Origin of the sequence: Streptococcus orisasini, from assembly GCF_001431045.1 — a bacterium.
Classification (GTDB): Bacteria; Bacillota; Bacilli; order Lactobacillales; family Streptococcaceae; genus Streptococcus; species Streptococcus orisasini.
Window position 1 is genome coordinate 1 of record NZ_BCLE01000040.1, and the last position, 20,166, is coordinate 20,166.

Annotated in this window: 16 protein-coding genes and 1 riboswitch; of the genes, 15 read left to right on the forward strand and 1 reads right to left on the reverse strand. The window is 41.3% G+C overall.

The genetic code is table 11. From position 1 onward, the window contains the following. Positions 1–79 precede the first annotated feature (79 nt). On the reverse strand, positions 80–535 hold the full coding sequence (locus tag SCSH_RS08420; RefSeq protein ID WP_057491445.1) for a GtrA family protein: 456 nt from the start codon (positions 533–535) through the stop codon (positions 80–82). A gap of 28 nt (positions 536–563) precedes the next feature. Continuing rightward, positions 564–663, forward strand: a riboswitch (PreQ1 riboswitch). Here SCSH_RS08420 and SCSH_RS08425 point away from each other — a divergent pair. The 15 genes from SCSH_RS08425 (at position 661) to SCSH_RS08495 (ending at position 19,908) form a co-directional block, all read left to right on the forward strand. Further along, complete coding sequence (locus SCSH_RS08425) at positions 661–1,173, forward strand: QueT transporter family protein (RefSeq protein ID WP_057491446.1); 513 nt, start codon at positions 661–663, stop codon at positions 1,171–1,173. Its footprint overlaps the riboswitch before it by 3 nt. Before the next feature lie 291 nt (positions 1,174–1,464). Further along, positions 1,465–3,423 carry an NAD-dependent DNA ligase LigA gene (gene ligA, locus SCSH_RS08430; RefSeq protein WP_057491447.1) on the forward strand — a complete coding sequence of 653 codons (1,959 nt, stop codon included), beginning with the start codon at positions 1,465–1,467 and terminating at the stop codon, positions 3,421–3,423. Positions 3,424–3,436: 13 nt separating this feature from the next. Beyond that, positions 3,437–4,480 carry a diacylglycerol kinase family lipid kinase gene (locus tag SCSH_RS08435; RefSeq protein ID WP_057491448.1) on the forward strand — a complete coding sequence of 348 codons (1,044 nt, stop codon included), beginning with the start codon at positions 3,437–3,439 and terminating at the stop codon, positions 4,478–4,480. A gap of 14 nt (positions 4,481–4,494) precedes the next feature. After that, on the forward strand, positions 4,495–6,708 hold the full coding sequence (pulA, locus tag SCSH_RS08440) for a type I pullulanase (RefSeq protein ID WP_057491449.1): 2,214 nt from the start codon (positions 4,495–4,497) through the stop codon (positions 6,706–6,708). Between the two features lie 186 nt (positions 6,709–6,894). Beyond that, positions 6,895–8,781, forward strand: coding sequence for a 1,4-alpha-glucan branching protein GlgB (gene glgB, locus SCSH_RS08445; protein WP_057491450.1), 1,887 nt, complete (start codon positions 6,895–6,897; stop codon positions 8,779–8,781). A 23-nt stretch (positions 8,782–8,804) separates the two neighbouring features. Then, positions 8,805–9,944: a glucose-1-phosphate adenylyltransferase gene (locus SCSH_RS08450; RefSeq protein ID WP_057491451.1), complete on the forward strand. Its 1,140-nt coding sequence runs from the start codon at positions 8,805–8,807 to the stop codon at positions 9,942–9,944. After that, complete coding sequence (gene glgD / locus SCSH_RS08455; RefSeq protein ID WP_057491452.1) at positions 9,934–11,064, forward strand: glucose-1-phosphate adenylyltransferase subunit GlgD; 1,131 nt, start codon at positions 9,934–9,936, stop codon at positions 11,062–11,064. The genes SCSH_RS08450 and glgD overlap by 11 nt, the downstream gene beginning before the upstream one ends. Then, positions 11,064–12,497 (forward strand): glycogen synthase GlgA, encoded by a 1,434-nt coding sequence (gene glgA, locus SCSH_RS08460; protein WP_057491453.1) that lies wholly within the window; start codon positions 11,064–11,066, stop codon positions 12,495–12,497. The genes glgD and glgA overlap by 1 nt, the downstream gene beginning before the upstream one ends. 194 nt (positions 12,498–12,691) lie before the next feature. Continuing rightward, positions 12,692–15,088 carry a glycogen/starch/alpha-glucan phosphorylase gene (locus SCSH_RS08465; RefSeq protein WP_057491454.1) on the forward strand — a complete coding sequence of 799 codons (2,397 nt, stop codon included), beginning with the start codon at positions 12,692–12,694 and terminating at the stop codon, positions 15,086–15,088. Positions 15,089–15,501: 413 nt separating this feature from the next. Then, positions 15,502–15,702 carry a F0F1 ATP synthase subunit C gene (locus SCSH_RS08470; RefSeq protein ID WP_057491455.1) on the forward strand — a complete coding sequence of 67 codons (201 nt, stop codon included), beginning with the start codon at positions 15,502–15,504 and terminating at the stop codon, positions 15,700–15,702. A gap of 40 nt (positions 15,703–15,742) precedes the next feature. Next, positions 15,743–16,447, forward strand: a complete 705-nt coding sequence (gene atpB / locus SCSH_RS08475) for a F0F1 ATP synthase subunit A (RefSeq protein WP_057491456.1) — start codon at positions 15,743–15,745, stop codon at positions 16,445–16,447. Positions 16,448–16,460: 13 nt separating this feature from the next. After that, the gene (gene atpF / locus SCSH_RS08480; protein WP_057491457.1) at positions 16,461–16,955 is read left to right on the forward strand and encodes a F0F1 ATP synthase subunit B; all 495 of its coding nucleotides are present in this window, start codon (positions 16,461–16,463) and stop codon (positions 16,953–16,955) included. After that, a complete protein-coding gene (locus tag SCSH_RS08485; RefSeq protein ID WP_057491458.1) occupies positions 16,955–17,491 on the forward strand; it encodes a F0F1 ATP synthase subunit delta in 537 nt (178 codons plus the stop codon). Before atpF ends, SCSH_RS08485 begins: the two co-directional genes overlap by 1 nt. Before the next feature lie 15 nt (positions 17,492–17,506). After that, positions 17,507–19,012 (forward strand): F0F1 ATP synthase subunit alpha, encoded by a 1,506-nt coding sequence (gene atpA, locus SCSH_RS08490; protein WP_057491459.1) that lies wholly within the window; start codon positions 17,507–17,509, stop codon positions 19,010–19,012. Between the two features lie 17 nt (positions 19,013–19,029). Further along, positions 19,030–19,908 carry a F0F1 ATP synthase subunit gamma gene (locus SCSH_RS08495; RefSeq protein ID WP_057491460.1) on the forward strand — a complete coding sequence of 293 codons (879 nt, stop codon included), beginning with the start codon at positions 19,030–19,032 and terminating at the stop codon, positions 19,906–19,908. The last annotated feature ends 258 nt before the right edge of the window (positions 19,909–20,166 follow it).

The window sequence follows — 20,166 nt, forward strand, 5'->3', positions numbered from 1 at the left end:
GGCCATGATATCACATCATGAGCCTTTTCTTTTGGCAGGAGAGTGGGACAGACATCCATGACGGCTCCGCCCTCACCTATTATTTTTTATTTTTAAAGATAAAAAATTTACTGATAACATAGTTGGTCGCCATGATTAAGACCTGACCGATCAAGGTAGCGATGGCATTGACCCAGGACATGTTATTGCCGACAAACTGGCCGATAATTCCCGGGAATTGGTCAACTAAAAGATAGGCTAAACCAGTATCCAAAAATAATGTCGACAGGCGCGCCAGGAAAAACTTCACAAAGCGGCTTTGCCAGCCCTGTCTGGCCTGATTGAAGACATAGGTATCATTAACCACAAAAGCAAAGACAATAGCCAATACACTAGCGATAGTCGCTGTTAGGGTGGCGTTTTTCAAAAGAGGGTAGATGATTACAATGCGAAGAATGGCATAAAAGATAGTTGTTAGGACGCCTGCAACTAAATATTTGAAAACTTCATGCTGGGTAACTTTTTGGACAAAGCTGTTAGTCAATAATTTTTTCATAAACTTACTATATCAAAAAAAGTGAAAATATGCTATACTGAATAAGCTGCGCTCAAGCAGCCCTTGGTGCTTATGTCCCTTTCACCAAGCATATTATAAACGGTAGAGCCGTTAAAGGAGAACTAATGAAACAATTAACTGTTCGTGATTTAAGCCACATCGCTATTGTAGCAGCTGTCTATGTCGTTTTGACAGCCACACCGCCTCTCAATGCTCTGTCTTACGGCGGCATCCAGTTTCGTTTGGCTGAGATGCTTTATTTTTTGGCCTTTTTCAATTCGAAATATATTATTGCTGTGACTTTGGGCTGCATGATTGCTAATGCCTTGGGAACAATCGGTCTGATCGATGTTTTTGTGGGCGGCGGCTCAACCTTGGTTTTTGTCAGCTTAGGCGTTATCCTTTTTGCTAAATACAAAGATGCTTATCTTTTTAAGGGCTTCATTAATAAGGCATTCTTTTATTTTGCCATCTTCTTTTCTCTGTCTATGTTTACCATTGCGGCAGAGCTGAAAATGATTTTTAATACGCCTTTTTTAGCAACTTGGCTGACAACAGCTCTGGGAGAATTTGCTTCCTTGCTTGTTGGTGCGCTAGTGGTTGACCGAGCGGCCAAGCATATTGATTTTACTAAATAATCTTCTGTGTGAAGGTTATTTTTTTGATACTCTTCAAAAATCAAAACTATACATGTTGTTTAGTACAGCCTGCAGCTCATCGCCAGTCTATTTTTAATATAAGAAGGGCAATGTACAGGAAGACTCTGCCGAATTTATCAGCTTAAGCAGTCTGCTAGTATTATGGTTTAGGAGCGCACAGCAGAGCCTTCGTTTCAGTCGGTGAAATCATTTTTGTGAATTTTCATCTTGTTTTTATTTTCTGATTTAAAAATTAAGGAAAGCCAGTGAAAATATGGTAAAATAAAAGGTATGAAAGAACGTATGAGTGAGTTGGTTCAGCTATTGAACCAATATGCCAAAGAATATTATACAAAAGACAATCCCAGTGTTTCTGATGCAGAGTATGACAAACTCTATCGGGAACTTACAGAGTTAGAAGAAAAATACCCGCAGGATGTTTTGCCTAACAGCCCTACTCACCGTGTGGGCGGACCTGTTTTAGAAGGTTTTGAAAAGTATAGGCATGAGTATCCTTTGTTTTCTCTGCAGGACGCTTTTTCTCGGGAGGAGTTGGAAGCTTTTGACCAGCGGGTGAAAACGGAATTTCCGCAGGTTGAATACTTAGCAGAATTGAAAATTGACGGTCTTTCTATCTCTCTGACATACGTAGACGGAATTCTTCAGGTCGGTGCTACGAGGGGAGACGGAACGGTCGGTGAAAACATAACGGAAAACCTAAAACGCGTTCAGGATATTCCCTTGCACCTGCCTCAGCCCATCAATCTGACGGTGAGGGGCGAGTGCTATCTGCCTAAGGCTTCTTTTGAAAGTATTAATGCTGAGCGCCGTGAAAATGGAGAAGCAGAATTTGCCAATCCCCGAAATGCTGCAGCAGGAACCCTGCGGCAGTTAGATACAAGAATCGTAGCCAAACGCAGGCTGGCAACTTTCATCTATCAAGAAGCGGGACCGACTGCTGCCCAAAGTCAGGAAGCGGTGCTTGAGAGCTTTGCTGAGCTGGGTTTCACCGTCAACCCGCGTCATATCGTCTCCTCATCAATGGATGATATCTGGCAATTTATTGAAGCTGTTGAAAAGGAGCGCTCTCAGCTGGCCTATGATATTGATGGCATTGTCATTAAGGTCAACAGCTTAGCCATGCAGGAGGAGCTTGGCTTTACAGTTAAGGCGCCGCGCTGGGCCATTGCTTATAAATTTCCGGCGGAGGAAAAAGAGGCAGAAATTCTATCGGTCGATTGGACAGTTGGCCGAACCGGTGTTGTGACACCGACAGCTAATCTGACGCCAGTGCAGCTGGCAGGAACTACTGTCAGCCGGGCAACCCTGCACAATGTCGATTACATTGCTGATAAGGATATTCGAATCGGAGACACGGTCGTTGTGTATAAGGCAGGCGATATTATTCCTGCTGTTCTGCATGTTGTCAAATCCAAGCGAGATAAGCAGAAAGCAATGCCGATTCCTAATCTGTGTCCATCCTGCCAAAGTGGGCTGATTCATTTTGAAGATGAGGTGGCGCTGAGATGTGTCAATCCTCGCTGCCCCGCCCAGCTCAAGGAAAAGCTGATTCATTTTGCCAGCCGCAATGCCATGAATATTGCGGGGCTTGGTCCTGCAATGGTAGAGAAGTTGTTTGCAGCGGATTTGATTCATGATGTGGCTGATATTTACCAGCTGAGCACTGAGGACTTGATGCAGCTTGAAGGTGTCAAGGAGAGGTCAGCAGCCAAACTTTATAAGGCTATTCAGGCTTCCAAGGAAAATTCGGCTGAAAAACTGCTGTTTGGCTTGGGAATCCGCCATGTCGGCAGCAAGGCCAGTCGACTTTTAATGGAAAAATTTGACACTATCCAACAGTTAGCTGCGGCAGATTTTGAAGATATTGCTGCTATTGATGGACTAGGAACAGTTATTGCTCAGTCACTGAAAACTTATTTTACAACCAGCGGCGCTCAAAAGCTTGTGACTGAATTGCAGGCATCAGGTTTAAATTTGGCTTATCTAGGCAAACGCGTATCAAGTGATGCGGCTCTATCTGGTCTGACCGTCGTCCTGACAGGAAAGCTGGAAAAATTGACCCGCAGTCAGGCCAAGGAAAAGCTGCAGAATCTTGGCGCTAACGTTGCCGGCAGTGTTTCTAAGAAAACCAGTTTGGTGGTGGCAGGAAGCGACGCCGGTTCAAAATTAGACAAGGCCAGAAGTTTAGGCATTGAGATCAAAGATGAGGCTTGGTTAGAAAGTTTGTGAGGGGAGAAGAAATATGGTAAGAAAACGCAAACGTGCACGTTTGATTTATAATCCGACCTCTGGTCAGGAAATCATGAAAAAAAATGTAGCAGATGTTTTGGACCTTTTGGAAGGTTTCGGCTATGAAACCAGCGCCTTTCAAACAACTCCTGAGCCGGATTCTGCCAAAAACGAGGCTAGACGCGCTGCTGTGGCAGGCTTTGACCTTGTCATTGCAGCAGGCGGAGACGGGACAATCAATGAAGTTGTCAGCGGTATTGCTCCCTTGAAACGACGTCCTAAGATGGCCATTATTCCCACCGGTACGACCAATGATTTTGCACGGGCGCTTAAAATTCCCCGCGGCAATCCCGTGGAGGCTGCCAAGCTCATCGGCAAGAATCAGACGGTTCACATGGATATCGGTCAGGCTTACAAAGATAAATACTTTATCAATATTGCTGCAGCGGGCAGCCTGACCGAATTAACCTACAGCGTGCCCAGCCAGTTAAAAACCATGTTTGGCTACTTGGCTTATCTGGTTAAGGGAGCTGAGCTGCTGCCGCGCGTCCGCAATGTTCCTGTCAAGGTATTTCACGATCATGGTGTTTTTGAAGGCGAGGCTTCAATGATTTTTGTGGCACTGACCAATTCGGTCGGCGGCTTTGAAACCATTGCTCCAGATGCCAAGTTAGACGATGGCAAGTTCACCTTGATTTTGGTTAAGACAGCCAATCTTTTCGAACTGACTGATCTGATTCGCCTTGTTCTGACAGGAGGAAGGCACATCAACCATAAAAAAATTGAGTACATTAAGACAAGTTACTTAAAAATAATTCCGCAAGGCAATCCTCCTAAAAGGATGATGATTAATCTTGATGGAGAATACGGCGGTGATGCGCCGATTGAATTGCGCAACTTGAATAATCATATCGAATTTTTCGCCAACACAGACGAGATTTCCGACGATGCTATCACGCTTGATACGGAAGAGCTAGCATTAGAAGCGATTGCTCAAAAATTTGCTAAAGAAGCAGAAAGTTTGGACAAGCTGGATAAGCCAGAGGAGACAAATTAGTTAGGCAGGAATACATGAAAAATGTTGTAGTTGTACACTACCACAGCAATAAGGGAAATTATTTTAATTTTAGCATGTGGCAATGGCTAGAAGGCCAGATGGGAAGAGATACTTCTTTTTCTCGTTTTGACAGTTTTGGAATTGTCGGCAGCCTCAACTATGAATCAGATTATTTTCAAGATCAGGTTTATCTGATTGTCAAAAATACAGACTGGTCTGTTCGAACACCTGACTTCAAAATTAACTGCCATCCTGGGCTTTCTAAAGTTGAGGTTTGGATTGTTGAGGGAGATGATACTCTTTATTATTCCAGACAGGCTGCTGTTACAAGCCATGCCTACCGTCGGCGGCAGCCCCATGCCTTTGATATGGCTGTTAACAGCAAGCGTTTTGACTACGAGTGGGCTTTTCAGGGTTGGCTTGGCTTTTCTTACCAAAAAGATGCCACTGAGTTTCGTCTTTGGGCACCAACTGCTAAAAGAGTTGAGCTGATTCTTTACAGTTCGACCACTGAAAATGCTAGTGTCAGTCAAGTAATTAGCATGAGCCGAGGCAGCAGTAGAACCCCTAGTAATCATGCCAAAAATACTCACGGGGTTTGGTCTTTGGAGGTAAAAGGAGACCTAAACTTTCATGCTTATCGCTACCGCGTTTATTACCGCAAACGTACATTCAGAGATACGAGAGATCCTTATTCTGTTGCTACAACAGCAAATGGAAGACGTTCTGTCGTTGTTGCCAATGCTGATTTAAAGCCTAAGGGTTTTACAGTCAAACATGGCAAGGAGGCTGTTTGGCGGCTCAGCAATCCTAACAAAGCAGTTATTTCAGAAATGCATATCAGGGATTTTTCTAAATCTGAAACATCGGGAGTTCGGCAGGAAAACCGTGGTAAGTTTTTGGGAGCCTTTGAAACAGGTACAAAAAATCAGTATGGTGATTCAACTACTTTTGACTACCTTAAAAATTTAGGCATTAATTATGTTCAGCTGCAGCCTGTTTTTGACCATCATCAAACATTTGAAGCTGACGGTTCTTATGCCTACAATTGGGGTTATGATCCCGAAAATTACAATGTTCCTGAAGCCAGCTTTGCCAGCAATCCTCATGCACCAACGACGCGAATTCTTGAACTTAAGCAGCTGATTCAGGCCTATCACGACGCAGGTATAGGGGTCATTATGGATGTTGTCTACAATCACACTTATTCAAACTCAGATTCGGCCTTTCAGCTGGCAGTGCCTGATTATTACTATCGCATGAACCGTGACGGCTCTTTCCAAAATGGCTCTGGCTGCGGCAATGAAACCGCCAGCGAAAAGGAAATGTTCCGCAAATATATGATTGATTCGATCCTTTATTGGATAGAAGCTTACAATATTGATGGTTTTCGCTTTGATTTGATGGGACTTCATGATGTTGAAACAATGAATGCCATTAGGCAGGCTGTTAATGCAGTCGACCCCAATATTTTGCTTTACGGTGAAGGATGGGATATGGGGGTTGGACTCCTGCCTGAAAATAAGGCGAAAAAGGACAACGCCTATCAGATGCCTCGAATTGGTTTCTTCAATGATAATGTCAGAAATGCTATTAAAGGAGCTGAAGTTTATGGCGATTTTAAACGCGGCTTTGTTTCTGGAGAAGCAACAGAATATGAGCTGGCTAAGGGAATGCTGGGCAGTGATGAGCTGGCTTCCTATCTGACTCCTGATCAGGTTCTTAACTATGTTGAAGCGCATGATAACTACAATCTAAATGATCTTCTTTTAGAGCTTCATCCTGAAGATGACACAACTACTCATATTAAGCGGGTAGAGCTGGCAAATAGTCTGGGAATTCTTATGCAGGGCATGGCTTTTATGCAGCTAGGACAGGAATTTCTGCGAACCAAGCTGTTTCCGACTGGTCCTGAGGGAGAATTAACTGCTGCAGATAAAAAGCGTGCTATGAACAGCTACAATGCCCCAGATGCTGTCAATCAAATCGACTGGAATCATGTGACTCTTTATAAGCCGACTGTTGATTTTGTTAAAGAGCTGATTCGTTTGAAAACTCAGGAAACTGCCTTTTCATATCAAAGTTTTGAGGATATCCGCAGACATGTTTATGTAGCATCAGCAAATTACGGTTCTGGCCTTGTCACTGTTAATATTAGCGGTGCTGGTAAAGTATTCCAATTAGTTTTTAATGCAAATGAGAAAAAGACTGAAATTAATATGACATAGAATGAAAAGTATGCTATAATATGAATAAAGATATAGATAGCGCTTTCATATTGAAAATCATTAACTTGAAAATTCAATAGTTAGGTCCTTGAATTAAAAAATAATCCAAGTTTTTACTTGGGTTATTTTTGTTTTTTTAAAGCAGATTTATCATATTTTTAATGAACATACTAAGGAGGTGGTCGAATGGATGAAAAAGAGGCGCTGAGAACATTTGGAACGGGTGAAAATTTTCATGCCCAGCATTATTTTGGTTTTCATGAAACTGAAAAAGATGGCATTAAAGGGTATGTTTTTAGAGTCTGGGCACCAAATGCTGAAAATCTTCAATTGATCGGTGATTTTACAGGATGGTTTGATAATCCTTTGCAGATGCAAAGAAATGAGGCTGGTGTTTGGGAGGTCTTTACTGATTTACCCAAGGAAGGCCATATTTATAAATATCTGGTGACACGTCAGGGCGGACAGATTGTTGAAAAGATTGACCCTTTTGCTATCTATCTGGAAGAACGTCCGGGAACAGGATCTATGATTAGAACCATTCCTGAAAAGAAATGGAAAGACGGCTTGTGGCTGGGTCGCCGCAAACGCTTAGGGTTCTTTAAGCGTCCGGTCAATATCTATGAAGTGCATGCTGGCTCTTGGAAGCAAAATAAGGATGGTACTCCTTATACCTTTGACCAATTGAAAGAAGAATTGGTTCCTTATCTGGTAGAGATGAACTATACGCATGTTGAGTTTATGCCGCTTATGGCTCATCCTCTGGGTATGAGCTGGGGCTATCAGCTCATGGGATTCTTTGCTTTTGAACATACTTACGGAACACCGGAGCAGTTTCAAGATTTTGTTGAGGCCTGCCATTTAAACAACATTGGCGTTATTGTTGACTGGGTACCGGGGCATTTTACGATCAATGATGATGCTTTGGCTTACTTTGATGGCACACCTACCTTTGAATATCAGGATCATGACAGGGCACACAACTACCGTTGGGGAGCTTTGAATTTTGATCTCGGAAAGAATCAGGTGCAGTCTTTCCTTATTTCCAGTGCTAAATTTTGGATAGATTTTTATCATATTGACGGTATTCGGGTTGATGCTGTCAGCAATATGCTTTATCTGGATTATGATGAGGGTCCTTGGCAGCCAAACCAAGAAGGTGGAAACCGCAATATGGAAGGCTATTACTTCCTGCAGCGTTTAAATACGGTACTTAAGTTAGCTCATCCAGATGTTATGATGATTGCTGAAGAATCAACCGCTATGACCAAAATTACAGGCCGCCGCGAAGAAGGGGGCTTAGGTTTTGATTACAAATGGAATATGGGCTGGATGAATGATATCCTTAAATTCTATGAAGAAGACCCTATCTACCGTAAATATGACTTTAATTTGGTAACATTTAGCTTTATGTACCTCTTTTCTGAGAACTTTGTTCTTCCTTTCTCACATGATGAAGTCGTTCACGGCAAGAAAAGCCTGATGCATAAGATGTGGGGAGACCGTTACAATCAGTTTGCCGGACTGCGCAATCTCTATACCTATCAGATGTGCCATCCCGGTAAAAAGCTGCTTTTTATGGGCAGTGAATTCGGTCAATTTTTAGAATGGAAATATGATCATGGATTGGAGTGGGGCAATTTAGAAGAAGAAGATAAACTGAATTTAAAAATGCAGGCTTTCACCAGCAAACTCAACCAATTCTATAAGGACCACAAAGTTCTTTGGCAGGTTGATACCAGCTATGATGGCTTGGAAATTATTGATGCTGACAATGTTGATCAAAGTGTTCTGTCTTTCATCCGTAAAAATGAGAAAGGAGATTTGCTGGTTTGCGTCTTTAACATGGTTCCTGTGGAACGCAAGAATTTTACTATAGGTGTACCGGTTGCCGGTATTTACGAAGAAATCTGGAATACAGAACTTGAGGAATTTGGCGGTGTTTGGAAGGAGCACAATGAAACAGTCAAAACTCAAAAAGATTTGTGGAAGGACTATGAAAATACGCTCAGCTTTACTCTGCCGGCCTTAGGAGCAAGTATCTGGAGAGTTAAACGTCGTTTGAAAAAATAAAAATATTTGGGAAGGAAACTCACATGAAGAATGAAATGTTAGCTTTGATCCTCGCAGGAGGACAAGGGACACGTCTGGGCAAATTGACACAAAGCATTGCGAAGCCCGCTGTTCAATTTGGGGGACGTTACCGTATTATTGATTTTGCACTGTCAAACTGTGCTAATTCAGGAATTAATAATGTTGGTGTGATTACCCAGTACCAGCCGCTGGCTCTTAACAACCATATTGGTAATGGATCAAGTTGGGGTCTTGATGGCATTGACTCTGGAACAACAGTTCTTCAGCCGTATTCTGCAACAGAAGGAAATCGTTGGTTCCAAGGAACCAGTCATGCTATTTATCAAAATATTGATTATATTGACAGCATTAATCCTGAGTATGTATTGATTTTATCAGGAGATCATATTTATAAGATGGACTACGATGACATGCTTCAGACACATAAGGACAATATGGCCAGTCTGACTGTAGCTGTTATTGATGTCCCTCTTAAAGAAGCCAGCCGTTTTGGTATCATGAATACGGATTCAAATGACCGTATCGTTGAGTTTGAAGAAAAGCCAAAAGAACCTAAATCAACCAAGGCTTCAATGGGAATCTACATCTTTAATTGGGACCGTCTGCGGACCATGCTTGTAGATGCTGAAAAAAATAATATTGATATGTCTGATTTTGGTCAAAATGTTATTCCTGCCTACCTTGAATCAGGTGAACGCGTTTACACCTATAATTTCAAAGGTTACTGGAAGGATGTCGGAACAATCGAATCGCTCTGGGAAGCTAATATGGAATATATTGGAGAAGACAATGAGCTTCACAGCCGCGACCGTTCTTGGAAAATCTATTCCAGAAACTTAATCGCACCGCCTAACTTCATTACCGATGAAGCAGATGTTAAGGACTCACTTGTTGTCGATGGCTGCTTTGTATCTGGCAAGGTTGAACACTCGATTTTGTCAACCAACGTTCAGGTAAGAGAAGGTGCTGAGATTAAAGATTCCTTTATCATGAGCGGTGCTGTCATTGGCGAAGGCGCTAAGATTACACGTGCTATCGTTGGTGAAGGCGCTAAAATCGGTGAAGGTGTGGTAGTTGACGGAACAGATGAAGTTCAAGTTATTGGTTACAATGAAGTAGTGGGGGTTCCAAATGAAGATTGATAAATATTCTGCAATTTTAGGCAGTGCCATTGGCTTTCCTGAAATGGAAGGACTGACAAATGCACGTCCTTTGGCAAGTCTGCCTTTTGATGGCAAATACCGCTTGATTGACTTTCAGCTCTCCAATTTAGCCAATGCTGGTATTCGCAGTATTTACGGTATTTTCCGCGGACAAAATATTCGTTCCATTTTTGACCATATCAGAAGCGGCCGCGAATGGGGATTAAATACTCTTTTGAGTCATTATTTCCTTGGATTTTATAACACAAGGGAAGACAGTATCTATGCGGACAAGGATTACTATGATCAAATACTGACTTATTTAAAACGTTCAGGTTCAGATCAAACCATTTACATGTCCTGTGATATTCTCTGCAATATTGATCTTCAGCAGGTTATCCATCTGCATAACGCTAATAAGCGTAATATGACAGTAGTTTATAAGAAACTGCCTGCTGATGTTATTTCTAAGGCTAATGATATTTTAGAGATTGATGAATCAGATACCGTTGTTGGACGTCATGACAGTTATGTTGGTGATGAACTTGCAAAGATGTCTGCGGGTATTTACATTGTTAATACGCTTTGGCTGATTGAGCAAATGGAAAAAGAGGATCAAAAAGAAAATCCTCAAAACCTTCGTTTCTTGCTGCGTGATTTGACAGTTTCTGAAAGAGCCCTGGCCTTTGAATATACAGGCTATCTTGCTAATATTTCTTCAGTTAAGTCTTATTACGATGCCAATATGGATATGCTGGATTCTCAAAAGTTCTATTCCCTCCTTTATTCCAACCAAAAGGTTTATACCAAGGTTAAAAACGAAGAAGCCACTTATTTCGCACCTAGCTCAACAGTGAAGAACGCTCAGTTTGCTTCGGGCAGCATCGTTAGAGGCACGGTAGAGCATTCTATTGTTTCGCGAAATTGCCGTATTTCAGATAATTCAAGAGTTGCAAACAGTATTGTCTTCCCGAAAGTTACCATCGGTGAGGGAGCTGTGGTTGAAAATGCAATTTTGGATAAGAATGTTACGATTGCTCCGGGAGTAACGATTCGCGGAACAGCTGATAAACCTGTTGTTATAGCAAAAACAAGCGAAATTGTTGAGGATATTGTTTAATGAAAATTTTATTTATAGCAGCAGAAGGAGCACCTTTTGCAAAAACTGGCGGATTAGGCGATGTCATTGGGGCATTGCCTAAATCCCTCGTTAAAAATGGGAATGATGTCAGTGTTATTCTTCCCTACTATGATGCTGTTGATGCCAAATTTGGTGAGGAGATAGAAGATCTTTTTTACTTCTTTACCAATGTTGGCTGGCGTCGTGAATATGTTGGCATTAAGCATATTTTTAAGGATGGGGTTGACTTTTATTTTGTTGATAATAAGCATTATTTTTACCGTGGTCAAATCTATGGAGAATTTGATGATGGTGAACGTTTTGCTTACTTCCAATTGGCTGCTTTAGAGGCTATGGAAAGAATTGACTTTATACCTGATGTTCTCCATGTGCATGATTACCATACAGCTATGGTTCCTTATTTACTGAAGGAAAAGTATCACTGGATTAATGCTTATCGGGGTGTTAAAACGGTTTTCACCATTCATAATATTGAATTTCAAGGCCAATTTAATCCTTCAATGCTGGGAGAACTTTTCGGTGTCGGAGATGAGCGTTACCGTGATGGGACACTGCGCTGGAATGACTGCCTGAATTGGATGAAAGCAGGCGTTCTCTATGCTGATCGTGTTACAACGGTGTCTCCAAGTTATGCCAAAGAAATTATGACACCGGAATTTGGTAAGGGTCTTGATCAGATCATGCGGATGGAATCAGGCAAACTCAGCGGTGTAGTTAACGGTATTGACACTGACTTATTTGACCCGGAAACAGATCCGCATTTAACGGCTCATTTTTCAAAAGATGACTTGTCAGGAAAGGCTAAAAATAAGACGGCCCTGCAGGAACGTGTCGGACTGCCGGTACGCGATGATGTGCCATTGGTTGGTATTGTTTCGCGTCTGACAGATCAAAAAGGCTTTAATTTGGTTGTTGACGAGCTCAATAAAATCATGCAGCTGGACTTGCAGATTGTTTTATTGGGGACAGGCTATGCTGATTTTGAAAATGCCTTTTCATGGTTTAGCTATGCTTATCCAGATAAAATATCTGCCAACATTACCTTTGATTTAGAGCTGGCTCAGCAGATTTATGCTGCCAGCGACCTCTTCTTGATGCCTAGTGCCTTTGAACCATGCGGGCTGTCACAAATGATGGCCATGCGCTATGGAACCCTGCCTTTAGTCCATGAAGTAGGAGGATTGCGAGATACTGTTGTTCCTTACAATGAATTTGAAAAAACAGGAACAGGTTTTGGCTTCCAAGACTTCTCAGGCTATTGGCTGGTCAAAACACTTGAGACTGCGCTGGATGTTTATTATAATAGGAACGAGGACTGGAAAATTTTGCAGAAAAATGCTATGAGCATTGATTTCTCATGGGATACTGCCAGTCAGGCCTATGAACATCTCTATAAAGAAATAGCAAAATAAAAAGCAAGGCAAAACTGTTTTTGCATGAGCAGATTTTTGCTTCTACCTCTAAGGTTGCCTGCTAGTGGCTTACTAGCCACAAGGTCAGCCGGCTTGTTGTTCTTTGAATTCTCAACTGAAAAACAGCTATGGGATTCTAACTAAAGGCAAAAGTCAGCCTGACAACTTTTGCAGTCTCTTATGAAAGGAAAAAAATGCAACTAACAAAAGAAAAATTCATTCGCGATTTCAAAGACACTCTTCATGAAGAACAGCTGATTAAAGTACCTGATGCGACACCAACTGAACTGTTTAGCTCTTTGGCCAAGGTTATTCGTAAATACTATACACCGCTTTGGCTGGAAAGAAACCGCAACATTTCAGAAAATCAGCAAAAGGTAGCTTATTACTTTTCTATTGAGTTTCTTCCTGGCCGCATGTTGGAAACAAATTTACTTAACCTTGGTATTTTAGATACTGTCAAGGAAGGGTTTGCTGAGCTTGGTGTTGACTTTGAAGATGTGAAAAATGCTGAACATGACATGGCTCTTGGTAATGGCGGTCTTGGCCGTTTGGCAGCAGCTTTCATGGACTCTTTAGCAACGACTGGTTATCCTGGCTTTGGCAACGGCCTCCGTTATAAATACGGCTTGTTCAAACAGCGCATTGTTAATGGTTATCAGACCGAGCTGCCTGATTCTTGGTTTGGATCGGTCGGTAATGTCTGGGAAACCCGCAAGGACCATGATGCTGTTGAAGTGAAACTCTTTGGCAATGTGCATTTGCAGGCCAATGAAGAAGGTCGTATTGTTCCTGCCTACGATGGTGCTCAGGTTCTTCGCGCTGTGCCTTATGATGTTCCGCAGATTGGTTTTGGCAATGACAATGTCAACAATCTTCGTCTTTGGGATGTCGAAATTCCTGAGGAATATGAGCTTAATTACCCAACCTTGGAAGATCGCAGACGGGTGAAAAATATTACAGCCATTCTTTATCCGGATGATTCTGATTATGAAGGAAAAGAGTTGCGTTTAATCCAAGAGTACTTTATGACAAGTGCTGGTCTGCAAACCATTATTAAATCTTATCTGAAGCAAGGGCTGCCGCTGGAGCGGATTCATGAAAAGGTCTCTGTCCATATTAATGATACTCACCCAGCAGTAGCACCAGCTGAATTTATGCGCCTTTTAATTGATGATTACGGTTTAGAGTGGGATCAGGCTTGGGAAACGACGGTACAGACCATGAGTTACACCAACCACACCATTCTTTCAGAAGCATTAGAAAAATGGGATGCTGGACTTTTCAAAAATGTTCTGCCTCGTGTTTATCAAATTATTCTAGAAATTGACAATCGCTTTGTCGGTGGTCTGGCACAAAAAAATATTGATCCGCATGTCATTGAAAACACCCGGATTGTAAAAGACAATCAGATTTATATGGCCAATCTGGCTATTATCGGTGGCCATTCTGTCAATGGTGTTGCTAAACTTCATACAGAACTGCTTAAAGAGGATACTTTGCATGATTTCTATATGCTCTATCCTGATAAATTCAATAATAAGACCAATGGCATTGTGCAGCGCCGCTGGACACAGATTGCAGCGCCTGAATTATCAGCAGCAATTGATCAAGCAATTGGCAATGGCTGGCGTACTGACATCCATGAACTCAGAAAACTGAATGATTTTATTGAAGATTCAGATGTTCTTGAAACCTTCTACCGTGTTAAACAGGATGCAAAAGCAAAATTGGCAGCCTATATCAAGAAGACAACAGGTATTGAAGTATCAACAGAGGCTATCTTTGATGTACAGGTTAAACGGCTCCATGCCTACAAGCGCCAGTTGCTCAATGTCCTTCATATTGTAAAACTGTATTGGGATTTAAAAGACAATCCAGATCTTGATATTGTCCCACGTGTCTTTATCTTTGGAGCTAAGGCAGCACCAGGCTATCATTTTGCTAAGTCTGTTATTAAAGTCATCAATGAATTAGCTAATCTCGTTAATAATGATGATTCTCTTCAAGGAAAACTTAAGGTTGTCTTTCTTGAAAACTACAATGTCAGCTTAGCTGAGCTCATTATCCCAGCTGCCAATGTTTCTGAACAAATCTCCTTAGCGTCTAAGGAAGCGTCAGGAACATCTAACATGAAATTCATGATGACAGGTGCTATTACCTTGGCAACACTTGATGGCGCTAATATTGAAATTAAAGATGAAGTTGGCGATGATAATATTGTTATATTTGGTATGAATAAGGATGATGTTTATCGTCACTATCGCAATCATGATTATTATTCACGCGGTGTTTATGAGTCTAATCCAGTTATCAAACGCGTTGTGGATACTTTCATAAACGGAACAATTCCTAACAGTCAAAGTGAAGGAACCGAAATTTATGAAGCCCTGATTACTCATAATGACGAGTACTTCCTGCTTGAGGATTTCACTTCTTATGTGGAAGCGCAGGAAAAAATTGATGCTCTCTACCGCGATCGTGAAGCTTGGGCTCGCATGAGTCTGCTTAACATTGCTAATTCTGATAAATTTACCTCTGATGATACCATCACAGAGTATGCCAAAGACATTTGGCATTTAGAAAAATAAGCCTTCCCAAAGGGAGTAAAACAGCAAATTTTAAGTTTCTCATAAAATTTGCCTTTGCTCTCTTTTTCTTTTGGCCCTAATAGTCAGAAAATTAGCTGCAGCATGGCTCCTTGAAAATTATAGGTTCGTTGGGTGGCTAATACTAGTTTTGCTGGTTCTTTTTCCCGCTTCAAAAGGTGGCCAGATTTTTTGAATTAGTCCTATTTTAGCGATACTGGTTGGTTAGATAGAAGTTTAATTTAAAAATACAGGTTTTAAGGGGATTTTTAAGCTTTTTCGATGAAAATAGAGGTTTAAAGGAAGCGGTTAAATTTAAAGGTCAGGAAAGCGCAAACAATTTTTACTTTTCGTTGACAAACACTGAAAATAGGAATAAACTAAACAAGTAAAAAAATTTAAAAGGAGAATTCAAAATGAGTTTAGGTATTATGGCTCTTGGTTTAGCCTGTTTTGGTGCTAGTTTGGCAGAAGGTTACTTGGTAGGTAACTTGTTTAAAGCAGCAGCTCGTCAGCCTGAAATTATTGGTCAGTTAAGAACTCTTATGATTCTGGGTGTTGCCTTTATCGAAGGTACCTTCTTCGTTACCCTTGGCATGACATTTCTTCTTAAATAAAAGATTTGTAACTTGTCTGTTTAGAAAAGGGGGGAGTTAGTTGGAATCAAACACACCAACAATTAGTTTTGGACCGGTAACATTTGATTTGACCTTACTTGCCATGTCTCTTTTAATAGTTCTTGTTGTCTTTGGATTTGTCTTTTGGGCTAGCCGTCATATGACGTTAAAGCCTAAGGGTAAACAAAATGTCTTAGAATATCTCTATGATTTTGTAACAGGAATTGCCAAGGAAAATTTAGGTGAAGAAAACGGGAAGCGCTATTCGCTTTTCCTGTTTACCTTATTTACCTTTATCGCTTTTGCTAATAATCTTGGATTAATGAGCAGGATTGAAACAAGTAAGTATAATTTATGGACATCACCGACTTCTAATATGATGTATGACTTTGGTCTTGCCCTTTTTGTGACCATCATCATCCATGTTGAAGGTATCAGACGCCGTGGGCTGAAAAGCTATCTTAAGGCCTTTATTACACCTATTGGAATGACACCGATGAATCTATTAGAAGAAGTAACTAATTTAGCATCCCTTGCTTTGCGTCTTTATGGGAATATTTATGCGGGAGAAGTTGTCACAGGTCTTATTTTAAGATTAGCCGACTTTAGTCTTTTTGCTTCTCCCGTTGCTCTTGCCCTTAACTTGATGTGGACAGCTTTTTCTGTCTTTATCTCATGTTTGCAAGGTTATGTTTTCACCCTGCTGACGTCTATATATTTGAGTAAAAAAGTTAATGGAGAATAAGAAAGGAGAATAAATGTCAGTATCAGTTGAACAGTTCGTTGGAAATTTTATTATTGCTACAGGGTCTTTTGTTCTTCTGTTTGTTCTTATTAAGAAGTTTGCTTGGTCTCAAATTACTGCTATTTTTAAAGCTCGGGAAGAAAAAATTTCAAAAGACATTGATGATGCCCAAAATGCACGTCAAAATGCTCAGATTTTAGAAAATAAGCGTCAGGCTGAATTAAATCAGGCCAAGGATGAGGCTGCCCAAATTATTGAGAATGCTAAGGAAACTGGCAAGGCTCAAGAAGTTAAAATTGTGACAGAAGCTCATGAAGAAGCCAGTCGTCTTAAAGACAAGGCTGATCAGGATATTGCTACCAGCAAGGCAGAAGCACTGTCCAGCGTTAAAACTGATGTGGCAGATCTCACTATCCTCTTAGCTGAAAAAATCATGGCAAAAAATCTTGATAAAACAGCTCAGAGCGACTTGATTGACAGCTACTTAGATAAACTAGGAGATGCTTAATGGATAAAAAAACGCAGGCTTTAACGGAAACCTATGCAAAGAGTCTCGTAGATGTGGCCATTGATAAAGATTCAACAGCTGACATCTACGATGATGTTAAAGCCATTTTAAGTGTCCTTGATGATAAAAAAGTGCAGAATTTCTTAGTTAGTACAGCTGTCAGTCTGTCTGAGAAGACTCGTTTGGTTAGGTTATTTCAAGAGTCTAGTTCAGATTATATGAAAAATTTTCTTGAGATAATTCTGCAAAATGAGCGTCAGAGCTTGCTCAAGCCTATTATGGAAGAGGTTTTGAAGGAGCTCAGCATTAAAACTCAGACCTTTGATATTGAGGTAACAGGAGCTGTTGCTCTCACAGATAGCCAAAAAGAGCGGCTGAGTGCACTAGCTGAAAAGAAATTTAATTTGACCAAGCGAAATCTTATTGAAAAAATTGATGAAGAGATCATTGGCGGCTTTATCCTTAAGGCGAATAATAAGGTAATTGACACTAGTATTCGCAGCCAATTACAAAAGTTAAAAATGAATCTGAAATAGAAAGTGGTGTAATTTTTGGCAATTAACGCACAAGAAATTAGCGCTTTAATTAAAAAGCAAATTGAAAACTTCCAGCCAAATTTTGATGTCACAGAGACTGGTGTTGTTACTTATGTCGGGGATGGTATTGCTCGTGCCCGCGGTTTAGATAATGCTATGAGCGGAGAGCTCCTTGAATTTGGCAATGGAACTTTTGGCATGGCGCAAAACTTGGAATCTAATGATGTTGGTATCATTATTCTGGGAGATTTTGACAGTATTCGCGAAGGCGATACAGTTAAGCGTACTGGAAAAATTATGGAAGTACCGGTTGGTGAAGCACTTATCGGCCGTGTTGTTAATCCGCTTGGCCAGCCTGTTGATGGGCTGGGAGAAATAGCGACAGAGGACACCCGTCCTGTTGAAACACCAGCTCCCGGAGTTATGCAGCGTCAGTCTGTGTCTGAGCCTCTGCAAACAGGAATCAAAGCCATCGATGCTTTGGTGCCAATCGGCCGAGGTCAGCGCGAATTGATTATCGGTGACCGCCAGACAGGTAAGACCTCGATTGCTATTGATACAATCATTAATCAAAAAGGTCAGGATATGATTTGTATCTATGTCGCTATCGGTCAAAAAGAGTCCACAGTTCGCAGTCAAGTGGAAGTTCTTCGTAAATATGGGGCTCTGGATTATACTATCGTGGTAACGGCCTCTGCTTCACAGCCGTCACCTCTGCTTTATATTGCTCCTTATGCCGGAGTCGCCATGGCAGAAGAGTTTATGTATAAGGGCAAACATGCCTTGATTGTTTATGATGACCTGTCAAAACAAGCAGTAGCCTATCGTGAACTCTCGCTTCTTCTTCGCCGTCCGCCAGGACGGGAGGCTTATCCGGGTGATGTTTTCTATCTTCACAGCCGACTCTTAGAACGCTCCGCTAAACTTTCAGATGAGTTAGGCGGTGGTTCTGTTACAGCTCTGCCTTTTATTGAAACACAGGCAGGAGATATCTCAGCTTATATTGCGACGAATGTGATTTCGATCACTGATGGTCAGATCTTCCTTCAGGAAAATCTCTTTAATTCAGGTATCCGTCCAGCTATTGATGCGGGTTCTTCAGTATCTCGTGTCGGCGGTTCTGCTCAAATTAAAGCTATGAAAAAGGTAGCAGGGACTCTGCGTTTGGACCTGGCTTCTTACCGAGAACTTGAGGCATTTACGCAGTTTGGTTCGGATCTTGATTCTGCAACACAGGCCAAGCTCAACCGCGGTCGCCGTACGGTAGAAGTGCTTAAACAGGGTCTGCATAAACCGCTGGCTGTTGAAAAACAAGTGCTTATCCTTTACGCATTGACGCACGGCTTCTTGGATAATATCCCTGTCAATGATATTTTGACTTTCCAAGATGATATGTTTGATTATTTTGATTCACATTACAATGATATCTTTGAAACGATTCGGACGACAAAAGACCTTCCAGAAGAATCTATTTTGGATGATGCCATTCAAAGCTTTAAAGATCAGTCACAATTTAGTTAATACAGGAGGGATCTAATATGGCAGGCTCTCTTAGTGAAATTAAAGTGAGAATCACTTCAACGCAAAAAACAGGTAAAATAACAAGTGCCATGAAGATGGTCTCTTCTGCTAAATTGGTGAAGTCTGAACAAGCTGCTAAAAATTTTCAAGTCTATGCTTCTAAAATCCGTCAAATTACAACAGATTTGCTGCATTCGGATCTAACCAAGGGATCAACTAATCCCATGCTGATATCACGGCCAATTAAAAAGACAGCCTATATCGTTATTACTTCAGATAAAGGCTTGGTTGGAGCTTACAATTCAACCATCCTCAAGGCTGTTATGGATACTATCAAGGATTATCATCCAGATGGCAGTGATTACACTATTATCTCTATCGGCGGCATGGGCTCTGATTTTTTCAAGGCTCGCAATATTCCTGTTGCCTTTGAATTGCGCGGCTTGGAAGACAATCCAAGTTTTGAAGAGGTTAACCGCATCATTTCAAAATCAGTTGAAATGTACAAAAATGAAATTTTTGATGAACTCTATGTTTGTTATACGCATCATATCAATAGTTTGACTAGTCAGGTACGTGTTGAAAAGATGCTTCCTATTTCAGATTTGGATGCAGATGAAGCCAGTGAGGGCAATGTAACCGGCTTCGAGCTAGAACCTAATCGGGAAACTATTTTAGAGCAACTTTTGCCTCAGTATGCAGAAAGCCTGATTTATGGTGCAATTATTGATGCGAAAACAGCAGAGCATGCAGCAGGTATGACAGCTATGCAGACAGCAACAGATAATGCTGATAAGGTTATTGAAGATTTAACCAAATTATATAATCGTGTGCGTCAGGCAGCGATTACACAAGAAATTACAGAGATTGTTGCGGGTGCCAACGCCCTAGACTAATCTCTCTATAAAATCGAACACGGGCTAAGAGCGTCGAGAAAAAGACAGCCTGCCTTATGCGCAAAGCGCATAGCGTTAGGCTCCTATTTTCTTCTCGCTTTCTTCACGCCCTTTGCGACACTTCGTTTGGTTAGTCGATCTTACTAACTAAACGAAGTTAGTGGGAGAGGTAGCCAATTCACTATAGTGATTGGCGTTTGTTATCAAGTGCAGAGCACTTAGATAACAATCCTCTACCATATATCTTAAGTTTTAAGG